The organism is Altererythrobacter sp. CAU 1778 (assembly GCF_054482795.1).
The window spans coordinates 1,387,367-1,401,596 of sequence record NZ_JBTLRP010000001.1 but is presented as its reverse complement, the minus strand read 5'-3'; the positions used below and the strand labels follow the sequence as shown (position 1 = coordinate 1,401,596).

General features: G+C 62.8%; 16 protein-coding genes and 1 riboswitch. Of the genes, 6 read left to right on the top strand and 10 right to left on the bottom strand.

What is annotated here, in order from left to right; genetic code table 11:
* Nucleotides 1-5: 5 nt before the first annotated feature.
* From rpoD to ACXYN8_RS06610, 5 genes are all read left to right on the top strand, one after another.
* On the top strand, nucleotides 6-2,045 hold the full coding sequence (gene rpoD, locus ACXYN8_RS06630; protein ID WP_458888545.1) for an RNA polymerase sigma factor RpoD: 2,040 nt from the start codon (nucleotides 6-8) through the stop codon (nucleotides 2,043-2,045).
* A gap of 64 nt (nucleotides 2,046-2,109) precedes the next feature.
* Nucleotides 2,110-2,192, top strand: a riboswitch (ZMP/ZTP riboswitch).
* 17 nt (nucleotides 2,193-2,209) lie between these two features.
* The gene (gene rpiB / locus ACXYN8_RS06625) at nucleotides 2,210-2,647 is read left to right on the top strand and encodes a ribose 5-phosphate isomerase B (protein ID WP_458888544.1); all 438 of its coding nucleotides are present in this window, start codon (nucleotides 2,210-2,212) and stop codon (nucleotides 2,645-2,647) included.
* A 1-nt stretch (nucleotide 2,648) separates the two neighbouring features.
* Nucleotides 2,649-3,962, top strand: coding sequence for a serine hydroxymethyltransferase (glyA, locus tag ACXYN8_RS06620; protein ID WP_458888543.1), 1,314 nt, complete (start codon nucleotides 2,649-2,651; stop codon nucleotides 3,960-3,962).
* A gap of 9 nt (nucleotides 3,963-3,971) precedes the next feature.
* Nucleotides 3,972-4,463, top strand: a complete 492-nt coding sequence (nrdR, locus tag ACXYN8_RS06615; RefSeq protein ID WP_458888542.1) for a transcriptional regulator NrdR — start codon at nucleotides 3,972-3,974, stop codon at nucleotides 4,461-4,463.
* On the top strand, nucleotides 4,456-5,178 hold the full coding sequence (locus tag ACXYN8_RS06610) for an RNA methyltransferase (protein WP_458888541.1): 723 nt from the start codon (nucleotides 4,456-4,458) through the stop codon (nucleotides 5,176-5,178). Before nrdR ends, ACXYN8_RS06610 begins: the two co-directional genes overlap by 8 nt.
* A gap of 86 nt (nucleotides 5,179-5,264) precedes the next feature.
* On the opposite strand, the gene ACXYN8_RS06605 is transcribed toward ACXYN8_RS06610, so the two are convergent.
* A complete protein-coding gene (locus tag ACXYN8_RS06605) occupies nucleotides 5,265-5,579 on the bottom strand; it encodes a chorismate mutase (RefSeq protein ID WP_458888540.1) in 315 nt (104 codons plus the stop codon).
* Nucleotides 5,580-5,785: 206 nt separating this feature from the next.
* On the opposite strand from ACXYN8_RS06605, the gene rpsD reads away from it, so the two are divergent.
* Nucleotides 5,786-6,400, top strand: coding sequence for a 30S ribosomal protein S4 (gene rpsD / locus ACXYN8_RS06600; protein ID WP_458888539.1), 615 nt, complete (start codon nucleotides 5,786-5,788; stop codon nucleotides 6,398-6,400).
* Between the two features lie 55 nt (nucleotides 6,401-6,455).
* Here the strand turns inward: rpsD and ACXYN8_RS06595 are convergent, their stop codons facing one another.
* The 9 genes from ACXYN8_RS06595 to ACXYN8_RS06555 all read right to left on the bottom strand — a co-directional run bounded on the left by ACXYN8_RS06595 (nucleotide 6,456) and on the right by ACXYN8_RS06555 (nucleotide 14,229).
* Entirely contained in the window at nucleotides 6,456-7,142 is a 687-nt protein-coding gene (locus ACXYN8_RS06595) for an SDR family NAD(P)-dependent oxidoreductase (RefSeq protein ID WP_458888537.1), read from the bottom strand.
* Entirely contained in the window at nucleotides 7,139-8,266 is a 1,128-nt protein-coding gene (gene tgt, locus ACXYN8_RS06590; RefSeq protein WP_458888535.1) for a tRNA guanosine(34) transglycosylase Tgt, read from the bottom strand. The genes ACXYN8_RS06595 and tgt overlap by 4 nt, the downstream gene beginning before the upstream one ends.
* A gap of 4 nt (nucleotides 8,267-8,270) precedes the next feature.
* Complete coding sequence (locus ACXYN8_RS06585; protein WP_458888533.1) at nucleotides 8,271-9,218, bottom strand: DUF481 domain-containing protein; 948 nt, start codon at nucleotides 9,216-9,218, stop codon at nucleotides 8,271-8,273.
* 55 nt (nucleotides 9,219-9,273) lie between these two features.
* Nucleotides 9,274-10,038 carry an ABC transporter permease gene (locus ACXYN8_RS06580; protein WP_458888532.1) on the bottom strand — a complete coding sequence of 255 codons (765 nt, stop codon included), beginning with the start codon at nucleotides 10,036-10,038 and terminating at the stop codon, nucleotides 9,274-9,276.
* Complete coding sequence (locus tag ACXYN8_RS06575) at nucleotides 10,035-10,979, bottom strand: ABC transporter ATP-binding protein (RefSeq protein ID WP_458888530.1); 945 nt, start codon at nucleotides 10,977-10,979, stop codon at nucleotides 10,035-10,037. Before ACXYN8_RS06575 ends, ACXYN8_RS06580 begins: the two co-directional genes overlap by 4 nt.
* 9 nt (nucleotides 10,980-10,988) lie before the next feature.
* The gene (gene queA, locus ACXYN8_RS06570; RefSeq protein ID WP_458888528.1) at nucleotides 10,989-12,017 is read right to left on the bottom strand and encodes a tRNA preQ1(34) S-adenosylmethionine ribosyltransferase-isomerase QueA; all 1,029 of its coding nucleotides are present in this window, start codon (nucleotides 12,015-12,017) and stop codon (nucleotides 10,989-10,991) included.
* 32 nt (nucleotides 12,018-12,049) lie between these two features.
* On the bottom strand, nucleotides 12,050-12,727 hold the full coding sequence (locus ACXYN8_RS06565) for a peptidylprolyl isomerase (RefSeq protein WP_458888527.1): 678 nt from the start codon (nucleotides 12,725-12,727) through the stop codon (nucleotides 12,050-12,052).
* A 78-nt stretch (nucleotides 12,728-12,805) separates the two neighbouring features.
* Nucleotides 12,806-13,318: a pantetheine-phosphate adenylyltransferase gene (gene coaD, locus ACXYN8_RS06560; protein WP_458888525.1), complete on the bottom strand. Its 513-nt coding sequence runs from the start codon at nucleotides 13,316-13,318 to the stop codon at nucleotides 12,806-12,808.
* A complete protein-coding gene (locus tag ACXYN8_RS06555; protein WP_458888523.1) occupies nucleotides 13,318-14,229 on the bottom strand; it encodes a polyprenyl synthetase family protein in 912 nt (303 codons plus the stop codon). The genes coaD and ACXYN8_RS06555 overlap by 1 nt, the downstream gene beginning before the upstream one ends.
* Nucleotide 14,230 lies beyond the last annotated feature (1 nt).

Here is a 14,230-nt window from a genome sequence, read left to right as displayed (position 1 = left end):
CGGACATGGCCACCAAGGCAAAAACGAAGACCAGCAAGCAAGACGATGACGCTCCGCTGATCGATCTCAATGAAGCTTCGGTCAAGAAGCTGATCGCCCAGGCGAAGAAGCGCGGTTACGTCACTTATGACGAGCTGAACGAAGCGCTGCCGCAGGACCAGATGAGCTCCGAGCAGATCGAGGACGTGATGTCCGCGATTAGCGAAATGGGCGTCAATATCGTCGAGAACGACGAAGAAGCCGAGGCCGAGGCCGAAGCCGAACGCGATTCCGAGGTCGAGGAAATCGAGACCGGGAAGGACGAGAAGAAGGACGGCAAGAAAGCTCCCGCCGCCGCCAAGAAGACTGCCACCGGCGATCGCACGGACGATCCGGTCCGGATGTACCTGCGCGAAATGGGCGCGGTCGAACTGCTCAGCCGCGAAGGCGAGATCGCGATTGCCAAGCGCATCGAGGCGGGGCGCGACATGATGATCATCGGCCTTTGCGAAAGCCCGATCACCTTCCACGCCATCATCCAGTGGTCCGAAGCGCTGAACAACGAGGAGATGCAGCTGCGCGAGATCCTCGATCTCGACGCCATGCTTTCCAAGGAGCCGCCTGCCGACAAGCTGTCGGACGATGCCGACGACGATGACGACGGCGAAATCTCCGAAGAAACCGCCGGCCCGACCATCCGCGACGACGATGACGACGATTCGGATCACGAAGAATCGGACGAAGACGACGAGGAAGGCGGCGAAGCCAAGTCGAAGGACGAGGACGACGAGGAAGACAACACCATGTCCCTCGCCCAGATGGAAGCGGCGCTCAAGCCCGACGCCATCGAACGCTTCGCGCGCATTACCGCCCTGTTCAAGAGCTTCGAGAAGCTGCAGAACGAGCGTGTCGAAACGCTTGCTCGCGGCGAGGAATTGCCCAAGGCGAAGGAAGCGAAATACGAAAAACTCGGCGAAGAACTGACCGCCGAGGTCGAAAGCATGCAGTTCCACGCGACCAAGATCGAATTCCTGGTCGACAATCTCTACGCCTTCAACCGCCGCCTGACCACGCTGGGCGGCCAGATGCTTCGGCTTGCCGAGCGTCACCGCGTCAAGCGCGCCGATTTCCTCGAAGCCTATATCGGCAACGAACTGGATGACGCGTGGATCGCCGAACGCGCGAAGAAGGACAAGAAGTGGGCGGCCTTCGCCGATAAGGAAGCCGACGCGATCGAGCGTATCCGCGTGGAAATCGCGGACATTGCCAGCCAGACCGGCATGGCGCTGCCCGAATTCCGCCGCATCGTGAACATGGTGCAGAAGGGCGAGCGTGAGGCACGCATCGCCAAGAAGGAAATGGTCGAGGCGAACCTGCGCCTCGTGATTTCGATCGCCAAGAAGTACACCAACCGCGGCCTGCAGTTCCTGGATCTGATCCAGGAAGGGAACATCGGCCTGATGAAGGCGGTCGACAAGTTCGAATACCGCCGCGGATACAAGTTCAGCACCTATGCGACATGGTGGATCCGGCAGGCCATCACCCGCTCGATCGCCGATCAGGCGCGCACGATCCGTATCCCGGTCCACATGATCGAGACGATCAACAAGCTCGTCCGCACGAGCCGCCAGTTCCTGCACGAGCAGGGCCGCGAACCGACGCCGGAGGAAATGGCAGAGCGCCTTTCCATGCCGCTGGAAAAGGTTCGCAAGGTGATGAAAATCGCCAAGGAACCGATCAGCCTCGAAACTCCGATTGGGGACGAAGAAGATTCGCATCTCGGCGATTTCATCGAGGACAAGAACGCGATTATCCCGGTGGACGCGGCGATCCAGGCGAATCTCAAGGAAACGGTTACGCGTGTCCTTGCCAGCCTGACCCCGCGCGAGGAACGCGTGCTGCGCATGCGTTTCGGTATCGGCATGAACACGGATCACACGCTGGAAGAAGTCGGCCAGCAGTTCTCGGTCACGCGCGAACGTATCCGTCAGATCGAGGCCAAGGCACTTCGCAAGCTCAAGCATCCGAGCCGCAGCCGCAAGATGCGCAGCTTCCTCGACCAGTAAGGGCCAGTATGGGCAAAGCCGCCGCTGCCGTCTTGCGGCGCGGCGGCGGCTTGCATATATCGCGATTCGCTTGCGTGACTGACGAGAACAGGCGGAGTACCGCCGTGGAGCGTGAGCCTTGATTTGCCGCTCGTCTGGGCACCCTCGAAAATGAAAGGTGTGCCATGCGTATTGCCATAGCTTCCGACCATGCAGCCCTCGATTTGAAGGCCGTCCTGCGGGACTGGCTGATCGAACAGGGTCACGAAGTGGCCGATCTCGGACCGGACACGACTGACAGCGTCGACTATCCCGATTTCGGCTACAAGCTCGCCAGCGTCGTCGCCGACGGCACGGCAGAGCGCGGCGTTGCGCTTTGCGGAAGCGGCATCGGAATTTCCATGAGCGTCAATCGCAACCCGGCAATTCGCTGTGCCCTCGTTTCGGAGCCGCTCTCCGCCGCTCTCGCGCGTGAGCACAATGATGCGAACTGCATCGCCATGGGCGCACGGCTTACCGGCGTGGACATGGCCAAGGCGTGCCTGACGGCATTTCTCGGCACCGAATTCGCCGGCGGCCGTCACCAGCGCCGTGTCGACAAACTTTCCAATCCGGAGATCTGAAGTGGCAACCCAGCCTGCACCCGAAACCCGCGAAACGATCGACCGCTTCTGGCACGACTCCCTTGCCGAAGCCGATCCGGAAATCCACGCCGCGATCCGCAACGAACTCAAGCGGCAACAGGACAAGATCGAGCTGATCGCATCGGAGAACATCGCTTCGAGCGCGGTTCTCGAAGCGACCGGCAGCGTCTTCACCAACAAATATGCCGAGGGTTATCCGGGCAAGCGTTACTACGGCGGCTGCGATTACGCCGACGTGGTCGAAACCCTGGCAATTGAACGCGCCAAGCAGTTGTTTGGATGCGAGTTTGCAAATGTTCAGCCCAATTCCGGTTCGCAGATGAACCAGGCCGTGTTTCTCGCGCTCCTGCAGCCGGGCGACACGTTCATGGGTCTCGATCTGAATTCCGGTGGGCACCTGACGCATGGGTCGCCGGTCAACATGAGCGGCAAGTGGTTCAACCCTGTCGCCTACGGCGTTGGCCAGGACGACGAACGGATCGACATGGACGCGGTGATGGCGACCGCGCGGGAACACAAGCCGAAACTGATCATCGCGGGCGGCACCGCCTATTCGCGCGTGTGGGACTGGGAAGCCTTCCGCCGCATTGCGGACGAGGTCGGCGCGTATCTGATGGTCGACATGAGCCACATCTCCGGCCTTGTCGCCGGGGGCGCGCACCCTTCCCCTTTCCCGCACGCTCACGTCGTTACGACAACCACGCACAAGAGCCTGCGCGGCCCGCGATCGGGTGTCATTCTCTGGAACGACGAAGCGCTGACGAAGCCAATCAACATGGCGGTGTTCCCCGGAATGCAGGGCGGTCCGCTGATGCACGTCGTCGCCGCAAAGGCCGTTGCTTTCGGTGAGGCGCTGCGTCCTGATTTCAAGGATTACGCCCACCGCGTGGTCGAGAATGCCCGCGCGCTCGCGGCCAGCATCGAGGCGAACGGCCTGCGCGTCGTATCGGGCGGCACGGACAATCACTCCATGCTGGTCGATCTCAGCGCCAAGGATGTGACCGGAAAGGCTGCGGAGAAGGGTCTCGATCGCGCCTGGCTGACCTGCAACAAGAACGGCATCCCGTTCGATACGCGCAGCCCTTTCGTGACCAGCGGCATCCGCCTCGGCACCCCGGCGGGCACGACTCGCGGGTTTGGCCCCGAAGAGTTCACCAGGGTTGGCGAACTTCTGTGCGAAGTCGTTGAAGGCCTGTCGAAAAACGGCGACGATGGCGATGCCCAGATCGAACAGCGCGTGCGCGACCGCGTGAGCGAACTGTGCGCCGCGTTCCCGGTGTATCCGGGACGATAGGACCGACCCATGCGTTGCCCTTTCTGCGCGCACGATGATTCGCAGGTCAAGGACTCGCGACCGACGGAGGACAGCACCTCCATCCGTCGCCGGCGCCAATGCACCAGCTGCGGGGCCCGGTTCACGACCTTCGAACGCGTGCAATTGCGTGAAGTCACTGTCGTAAAGTCCGGTAAGGATGGCGATATTCTGCGCCGCGAGGCTTTTGACCGGGGCAAGATCGAACAGTCGGTGGCCCTCGCTTGTCGCAAGCGCGATGTACCGCAGGAACGGATCGACCAGTTGGTTTCCGGCATCCAGCGGCAGGTCGAAACGGCAGGTGAAAGCGAGATTCCTTCAAGCCGCATCGGACAGATGGTGATGGACGGCCTTCGCCAGATCGACGCCGTTGCCTACATTCGTTTCGCTTCCGTCTATCGCGATTTCAGCGAGGCCCGCGATTTCGAGGAATTTGCCGGGACGGTGCAGGAAGCGGGCAATCCCACCGCAACCCATGACTGAGCGGCCCGCCATCGTGCTCGTCCGTCCGCAATTGGGCGAGAACATCGGCAAGGCTGCGCGCGCCATGCTCAATTTCGGGCTGACGGACATGCGGCTCGTCGCTCCGCGCGATGGCTGGCCTAACCCCTCCGCCGGGCCCGCCGCCTCGGGGGCGGACGAAGTGCTCGCCAACGCGCGAGTGTTCGAAACGACGGCTGAAGCAGTGGCGGACTGTGCCAACATCTACGCCACGACCGTGCGGAAGCGCGGCGATCACAAACCGGTGGTCACGCCGGAGCAGGCGGCACAGGAAATTCACGCGTTGCCTGGACGCTCTGCCTATCTCTTCGGAGCGGAAAGGTCCGGCCTGGAGACAGAGGATGTGACGCTGGCGCGCAAGATCCTCACCGTCCCGGTCAATCCCGGGTTCGGCTCGCTCAATCTCGCTCAGGCCGTGATCCTTTGCGCTTACGAGTGGTCCAAGTCATCGGATGCCGTCCGGCCGGGCATTGGAGAGGAATTGCCGCCTGCTCCGCAGGAAGATCTCGAAGGCCTGATTGCCGAGCTGGACAGAATGCTAGAGCCGAAGGGCTATTTCCTCCCCGAAGATCGCGCTGTGGCGACCCGCCGTACGCTGCGGAACGTCCTGACCCACGCAAGATGGAACCACCTGCAGGTGCGGACCCTTCGTGGGGTTCTGTCGACGCTTCGACGTTCGCCAACCAGCGATCGCTGATAGCGGAATATGCGATTGGTCGAAGATCGACCAACCTTTGCTTCGTGGCTCTTGACCCAAGCAGCGCCGGATCGACGGCGCAGGTTTCACTTCTGCCGAAGACGGTCCCATTCGACCAGTTCGTAGAAGATGGAGCTCTCGACCAGGTCGTTCCAGATCGCCGCGACGTCAGCTGACGGGAGGCCCGCCTTGTCCGCGCCGGTTCGCATCGCCTCTATCACGGCAGCCTTGCGCGCTTCGTCGCGCACTGCATCGCGCGTTGTCTTTATGCGCGCTGCGGCGCGCATATAGCCGTAGCGCCGCTCCAGCAGCGCAAGCAGCGCCCGGTCCGTTTCGTCGACGCCCGCGCGCACGTCTTCCATGGAACAGCAATCTTCGGGCATTTTCGCTCTGTCGCTCATGGTCTGCGCCCTTGCCGACTGGCGCCTGCAAAGTCGAGCCTCGTCTCCATCGCGCTTGACCTGAGCGACGATCATGGTAGGGCGCGCGCTCGCAATTGGCCCCGCACCCCGGTGAAGCGGTGGCCGCGCCGGAGGATACTCCGTCGGTGCGATGCCGGGTTCAATGGCGGGCATCGGGTCCGTCCAGCAAATCGAAGGAAAGACTTATGTCGAAGCGCAAGAGCGCCAAGTACAAGCTCGACCGCCGGATGGGCGAGAACATCTGGGGTCGGCCCAATTCGCCGGTCAACAAGCGTTCCTACGGTCCGGGCCAGCACGGCCAGCGCCGCAAGAGCAAGGTTTCGGACTTCGGCCTGCAGCTTCGCGCCAAGCAGAAGCTGAAGGGCTATTACGGCGACGTTACCGAAAAGCAGTTCAAGCGCACCTACACCGACGCAACCCGCATGAAGGGCGACACCGGCCAGAACCTGATCGGCCTGCTTGAGCGCCGCCTCGACATGATCGTGTATCGCGCCAAGTTCGCCCCGACGGTGTTTGCCGCGCGCCAGATCGTCAACCACGGCCACATTTACGTCAACGGCGTGAAGTGCAACATCCCGAGCCGCCGCTGCGACGTCGGTGACGTCATCAGCCTGGGCAAGAAGGCACAGGAAATGGCGCTGGTGATCGAAGCACAGAGCCTGCCCGAGCGTGACATTCCCGACTACGTTGCCCCCGACGGCAACGAAAAGGTGACCTTCAACCGCGTGCCTTCGCTCGACGAAGTGCCTTACCCGGTCACGATGGAACCGAACCTAGTCGTCGAGTTCTACTCGCGCTGATCGTTCGCCATCATTTCATTCGAAGGGGCGGTCCTGCGGGGCCGCCCTTTTCGTATCAGGGTGCGATCCTTTGACCGTCCCATGCAAAGTGCCCTCCGCTGTCCCTTGGCTCCAAGCCATCCAGAACATCGAGCATGGATCGTGCAGACTGGCCTGGTGTGAACAGTTTGGCGGCAGGCACATTGGCCTGGAACGGCTTGCTCAACTCCGTGTCGACCGTGCCGGGATGCAGTGCAACGCACAGCGAATGCTTGCGCGAACGCGCCAGTTCAATACTGAGCGTTTTGACGAGCATCGCCAGCGCAGCCTTGCTGGCACGGTAGCCGTACCAGCCACCGAGCCGATTGTCGGCGATACTCCCGACGCGGGCACCGATGACAGCAAAGGCTGACCGCCCTTCCCTCGGCAACAGCGGGAGGAAATGTTTGGCAACGAGTGCCGGCCCGGTCGCGTTCACCGCAAAATAGGTCGCAAGCTGGCTCGCGGAAAGGTCGCGCCAGCTCTTTTCGGGTCCAGCCCCATCGACGTGGAGAATACCGCTCGCAACGATCACGAGATCGGGCGGGTCGTCCCGCATTCGGCGGACGGCGGTTATGATACTGGCTTCGTCCTCCAGATCGACCGGCTGATCTCCCTGCCTACTGAAGCGGGAAACCCTGCAACCTCGCAGCTCCAGCTCATCACAGAGCGCTGCACCGATACCGCCCGATGCACCGACGATGGCAGCGTGCTGCCAGCTCATAACGATTTGAGGTAATCCCGCCGGAACGCGTCCGCGAACACGGCAAATTTGCCTGCCGCGATTGCGTCCCGCATCGCCTGCATCAATTGCTGGTAGAAGCCGATGTTGTGCTCGGTCATCAGCATCGCACCGAGGATTTCTCCCGATTTGACGAGGTGGTGCAGATAGGCACGGGTGTAGGTGCCGCAGGTCGGACAGGCGCAACGGCTGTCGAGCGGCTCCTGATCCTCAGCGAAACGCGCGTTCCTGAGATTGAGTGGCCCGTTCCAGGTAAAGGCCTGCCCGTTGCGGCCCGAGCGGGTGGGCAGCACGCAATCGAACATATCAACGCCCCGCTCTACCGCGCCCACGAGGTCGTCGGGTTTGCCGACGCCCATGAGATAGCGCGGGCGGTCAGCCGGCAACTGCCCGGGAGCGAAGTCGAGCGTGGCGAACATCGCCTCCTGCCCCTCCCCCACGGCCAGACCGCCGATCGCGTAGCCATCGAAGCCGATCTCGGTGAGAGCCTGTGCGCTCGACCGGCGCAAATCTTCGTCTAGCGCGCCCTGCTGGATCCCGAACAGCGCAGAGCGCGCCGCGTGCTCTTCGCCCGCATCGAACCCGTCACGGCTGCGCTTCGCCCAGCGCATCGAGAGTTCCATGCTGCTGGCAATGACTTCGCGTGGCTGATCGGCACGCGGACATTCGTCGAAGGCCATGACGATATCGCTGCCAAGCAGGCGCTGGATCTCCATGCTACGCTCCGGCGTCAGCATGTGTTTCGAGCCATCGATGTGGCTGCGAAATTCGACGCCCTCTTCGGTTAGCTTGCGTAGGGCGGAAAGGCTCATCACCTGATACCCGCCGCTGTCGGTCAGGATCGGGCGGTCCCAATTCATGAACCGGTGCAGGCCGCCGAGGCGTGCCATCCTCTCTGCGCCTGGCCGCAGCATGAGGTGGTATGTGTTCCCCAGAATGATATCCGCGCCGCTGGCCCGCACGCTTTCGGGCTTCATTCCCTTGACGGTCGCCGCGGTGCCAACCGGCATGAAGGCGGGCGTCCGGATCGTGCCGCGCTGCATGGCGATCTCGCCGGTGCGCGCCCTTCCATCGGTCGCATGAATCTCGAAAGCGAAGCGGGTCACCGGGTCAGAACCCGTAAACGAGCGAAAAGCGGGATAATGTGTCGGTGTTCTCGGTCCCGGTAGGAGGACTGCTTTCGTAATCGACCTGATAGGTCAGACGCGTCGAGACCTTGTCGCTGACCTGGAATTGCAGGCCGCTGATCAGATTGACCGAAACGTTGCTCGAATCGATGAACACTGTCGCAGCGCCGCCGGTCTCGGACGTGACATTGCTGTCCTGCGTAAACTTCACGCGGTCGGTAATCGACCAGTCGAAGTCCAGCCCGGCGAGAGCGGCAATGCGGCTCTGGCTCGTACCATCGGTGTATTCGGTATGGCGGAATGCAGGGCCAAGCTTCGCGTTGAGCGTCAGGTCGCTTTCCTCGATCACCTTGAGGCCCAGTCCCGCGGACACGGCGTAGCGGGCGTCGTATCCCTGGAAACGGTCGCCTTCATATTGCGCGAGCCCATAGGCAAACAGGTCCTCGTCGATCTGCTTCCTCGGCTCGTAAGCGGCGAGATAACGTTCGCGCGTGGTTGTGCCGTTGCTGCGCTGATAGTCGCCGCGCAGGCGCAGGGCATGGCTCCAGTCGATACCCTGCCGCTTCAGTTCGAGCGCGCCAGACAGACCGGTGTTGGCGTTGCTGCCGGTGGAGCGGAAAGCCCCGACTTCGCCCTTGCCGGACCAATTTTGCCATAGCGACGCCTGCAGAAGCTTCTCGCGCTGGGCAGCCTGCTCCGCGGCTTTCGCCTCCGCCCGCGCCTGACGGAAAGTCTTGTCCATCGCGGCGATTTGCTCGACGTCGTCGGGATTCGTCGCTTTCGCTATCTCGACCACTGCGTCGACCTTCGCGGGATCGCCGGTGGCAATCGCAGCTTCGATCATGGCGCGTACGGGATCGGGAAGTTCTGCCGCCACGGGGGCGGACAGCACCAGGGCGGAGAGACCGAGGGCGGCGAAACGAACAGGCATGTGCCGCGTGCTAGCCGAGCCTCGGCTCGCGATAAACCCCAGAACTTGCCGCGAATCAGGCGCGCAGCCGCCATCCCGTTCGGAAAATGAAGGCGATGACGCCCACGCAAAGCGCCAGGAACCCCAGCGTGATTGCCAAGGATATGCCGAAGTCGACATCAGCGCTGCCGTAAAAGGTCCAGCGCAGTCCCGACACCAGATAGACGATGGGATTGGCCAGCGCGATCTTGTCCCAAGGCGAAGGCAGCATGTCGATCGAGTAGAAGGTGCCGCCGAGAAAGGTCAGCGGCGTCAGAAAGAGCATCGGAATGATGCCGAGTTTCTCGAAGTTGTCGGCCCAGATCCCGAGGATGAAACCGAACAGGCTGAAGGCCGAAGCGACGAGTATGATGTAGATCAGCGCCAGCAACGGATGGGCTATCGAGTAATCCACGAACAGACGCGCGGTGAGCAGGATGATCGCGGCCAGTATCAGGCTCTTGGTCGCGGCGGCGCCGACGAAGCCGATCAATGTCTCGGCCACGCCCACCGGCGCGCTGAGCAACTCGTAGATGGTGCCGGTGAACCGCGGCATATAGATACCGAAGCTGGAATTGCTGGTCGTCTCGCCCAGCAGTGTCAGCATGAGCAGTCCGGGAATGATGAAGGCCCCATAGTCGACGCCGCCCAGATCGGGCATCCGCCCGCCGATCGCCGCCCCGAACACGATGAAATACAGCGAAGTCGTCAGCACCGGCGCGAGGACGGATTGGAAAGCCGTGCGCAAGAAGCGCCACAGTTCGCGATTGTAGATCGACCAGGTGGAGCGCCAGTTGATCATGCCGCCTCCTCCTTCTCACCCAGCAAGGACACGAAGATGTCCTCCAGACTGCTCTCGCGCGTCTCGATGCCCGTATAGTCGATGCCGTGCGCGATTAGCGCCTTGGTGAGTTCGGCCACTTCGGTCTTTCCCTTGCCGGTCCCATCGCCGCCCCGATAGACGAGCGACGTGCCCTCGCGCTCCAGCTCTACGGGGTAACGAGCGAGCGCCGCAGGTATCTCGGTAAGCGGCTGGGCCAGCGCGATATGGGCCTCGGTTCGGCCGAGACGCGCCATCATCGCGTCCTTTTCATCGACCATGACGATCTGCCCCTTGCGGATGATACCTACGCGGTCGGCCATTTCCTCGGCCTCTTCGATGTAATGTGTGGTCAGGATCACCGTGACACCGCGTTTGCGCATTTCTCCGATGATGGCCCACATGCCCTTGCGCAGCTCGACATCCACGCCGGCTGTAGGCTCGTCGAGGAACAACAAGTCCGGTTCGTGCGCCAGCGCCTTGGCAATCAGGACACGGCGTTTCATTCCGCCCGACAGCGCCATGATCCGCTCGTCGCGCTTCTCCCACAGACTGAGGGAACGCAGGATTTCCCCGATCCGCGCAGGATCCGGCGCAAGTCCGAACAGGCCACGTGAATAGGACACCGCGTTGCGGACCGATTCGAACATGTCCGTGCTGAGTTCCTGAGGCACCAGTCCGATGCGCGCGCGGGCCTTGCGCCAGTCAGTCGCGAGATCGTGGCCGAAGGCTGTCATGGTGCCGCCGGTCGGACGCACCAGCCCGCACACCGCGCCGATCAGTGTCGTCTTGCCCGCCCCATTGGGCCCCAGCAGCGCGAAAATTTCGCCCTTGCGGATCTCGAGATCGACGCTGTCGAGGGCTTTCAGGCCGCCCGGATAGACCTTCGACAGGCCTGCGAGCGTCAGGATAGGTTCGTTCATGCAACGCAGTTAGGGCAGCAGCAGCGAGGAGTCACCATAGGAATAGAAGCGATACCGCCCGTCTATCGCATGAGCGTATATCTCCAGCATCCGCTCGCGCCCCATCAATGCGCTCACCAGCATGAAGAGCGTTGATTTCGGGAGGTGGAAATTGGTCATCAATCCATCGATGGCGCGGAACCGGTAGCCCGGTGTGATGAAGATGGCCGTATCGCCTTCGAACGGGGCAATGACCCCGTCCTCCGCCGTCGCGCTTTCGAGCAGGCGCAAGCTGGTCGTTCCCACCGCGATGATCCGCCCGCCCCGTTGGCGTGCGCCATTGAGGCGGTCGGCGGTGGCAGCGTCGATGCGGCCCCACTCGGAGTGCATGGCGTGGTCGGCGGTGTCCTCCGCCTTGACCGGCAGGAAGGTGCCCGCGCCGACGTGCAGCGTCAGGGTCTCGCGCTGAACGCCTGCGTCGTCGAGAGCTGCGATCAGTTCCGGGGTAAAATGCAAAGCTGCGGTGGGTGCCGCGACGGCCCCATCCTCCCGCGCGAACATCGTCTGATAGTCGCTCTGGTCACGCTCGTCGGTAGGCCGTTTGGCTGCGATATATGGGGGCAGCGGCATACGGCCCGCGCGTTCGAGCAGCACTTCGACCGGTTCGTCGCCTGCGAAGGCGAGCGTCGCGCTCCCATCGGCATGGCGGGCTTCGGCAACCGCTTCCACGCCGCCGCCGAACACCAGCGTGTCGCCTTCGCGGACACGTTTGGCGTTACGCAGGAACGCCTGCCAGCGCCGCAGGTCGAGCCGCTTGTGCAAGGTGGCGCCGATCCGTGCCTCTCCGCGCCGCCCTTCCAATTGGGCGGGGATGACGCGGGTGTCGTTGAAGACCAGGACATCCCCTTTGCGCAACAACTGCGGTAGGCGGTTCACGACCGAGTCCGCTATGTCGGAGGGGCCTTGCGCCACCAGCATACGCGCGCTGTCGCGCGGCGACGCAGGGCGCAGGGCGATCAGGTCGTTGGGAAGGTCGAAATCGAACAGGTCCACGCGCATGGCGCGCGACCTAGTCGTTCAGACCCGCAAGGTCACTCGGAAACCGAATTGCTCAGCATATCGGCGGTAATGTCCCCCGCTTGCGGGGCGACCGGCGCGGACATGCGTTGCGGCTTGTTGTCCGAAGCGAGCGAGGCTTGCAGGATGCGGGTCGGGTTCGCGGGCGGCTCCCCACGGGTGATCGCATCGACAGCAGGCATGTTGCCGATCACGCGGCCGAAATTGGTGTACTGCCGATCGAGCTGCATCCGCGGGTAGAAGACGATGAAGAACTGGCTGTTGGCACTGTCTTCCTCTGCCGCGCGGGCCATCGAAACCGTGCCACGAATGTGCGGCATCTTGTTGAATTCCTGCGCAAGGTCCGGAAGCTGCGAACCGCCACGGCCTGTGCCCGTCGGATCGCCGGTCTGCGCCATGAAGCCTTCGACCACCCGGTGGAAGATCACGCCATCGTAGAAACCCTGCCGCGTCAGCGTCTTGACCCGTTCCACATGATTGGGCGCCCAGCTGGGCATCAGGCGAATTGCCACGCGCTGGCCGTTCGACAGATCCAGCAGCAGCACGTTCTCCGGATCGACCGAAACGTCGTAATTGATCGGTTCGAAGACGCGCGGAGCAGACTCCGCCGCGGGGGCCGCTTCCTGCGCTGCCAGAGCCCCTGCCGAAGCGGCAAAAGCAAGCGAGGCGACGGCGGCTAGGATACGCTTCATGAATTCAGGTCTCGGTCGATAATTTCGGGGAACGGTGGCGCATTAGCCACGCAGGAATGACGGCGCAATGAACAGCTTTCAGTAGTCGCCCAGACGGCCGTTCTCATCGACACGCGCGACGACCGCATCCTTCACCGCCGGGCTGACAAACGGCGCAATATCGCCGCCGAACATCGCGATTTCCTTCACCAGCTTCGACGCGATGGGTTGAAGGGACACGTCGGCCATCAGGAACACCGTCTCGATCTCGTCGTCGAGTTGCTGGTTCATGCCAGCCATCTGATATTCGTATTCGAAGTCCGCGACAGCCCGGAGCCCACGGATGATGACATTCGCGCACTGCTTGCGGGCGAACTTCATCAGCAGCGCGTTGAAGCCGACGATCTCGACATGGGCAATGCCGATCCGGTCCACTTCCGCACGGACCATCTCGCAACGCTCCTCGAAGGTGAACATCGGGTTCTTCGACGGATTTGTGGTGACGCCGATGATCAGCTTGTCCACCAGCTTGCTGCCGCGCCGGATGATGTCGGCGTGGCCCAGCGTGATCGGGTCGAAAGTACCGGGATAAATGCCGATCCGTTCGCTCATCAACGGTCCCTCTCCACGATGAAACGTGCCAGCTCGCGCAGCAGGTCCGCCTCGCGATCATACGGCGTCAGGTGACCGATGGCCTGATCGATCAAGGCGTGCGCCTGCTGCCGCGCGCCGTCGATACCCATCAGCGAGACGAAGGTGGCCTTGCCCTGCCCCTCGTCCTTGCGGAGCGCCTTGCCCGCCTTGTCCTCGTCTCCGGTCGCATCGAGCAGGTCGTCGACGATCTGGAACGCAAGCCCGATGTCGCGCGCGTACAGCCGCAACTGGCCGCGGTGATCTTCGGTTACGTGCCCCAGGATTGCGCCCATCTCCACCGCTGCGCCGAGCAAGGCGCCGGTCTTCAACTGCTGGAGGCGCGTGATCGAATGCAGGTCGAAATCCTGTTCTTCGGCCAGCATGTCCATCATCTGGCCACCGGCCATTCCGTCATGGCCACTGGCGGTGGCGAGGCAGGAGATCAGTTCGACGCGCGTATGCGGCGCGGGGCTGGTCGCCTCGTCGGCCAGTATCTCGAATGCCAATGCATGGAGCGAATCGCCCGCGAGCACGGCCGTCGCTTCGTCGTACTTGCGGTGCACCGTCGGCTTTCCGTGGCGCAGCGCGTCATCATCCATGCAAGGCAGATCGTCGTGCACCAACGAGTAAGCGTGGATCGCCTCGACTGCGCAGGCCGCGCGAATCGCAGCCTCGCGTGCCACGCCGAACATATCCGCCGTTGCCGTCAGCAGAAGCGGGCGCACCCGCTTCCCTCCGCCGATCGCCGCATAGCGCATAGCCTCGACCAGCTTCGCCCGCGCATCGTTCGGCACCGGGAGCAGGTTATCGAAGCAGGCATCGACCTCGCCCTGGACCTGGCGCAGCGCTGCGCGCAGATGGTCGAGATCGGCAGCGCCGGCTGCGGCCATG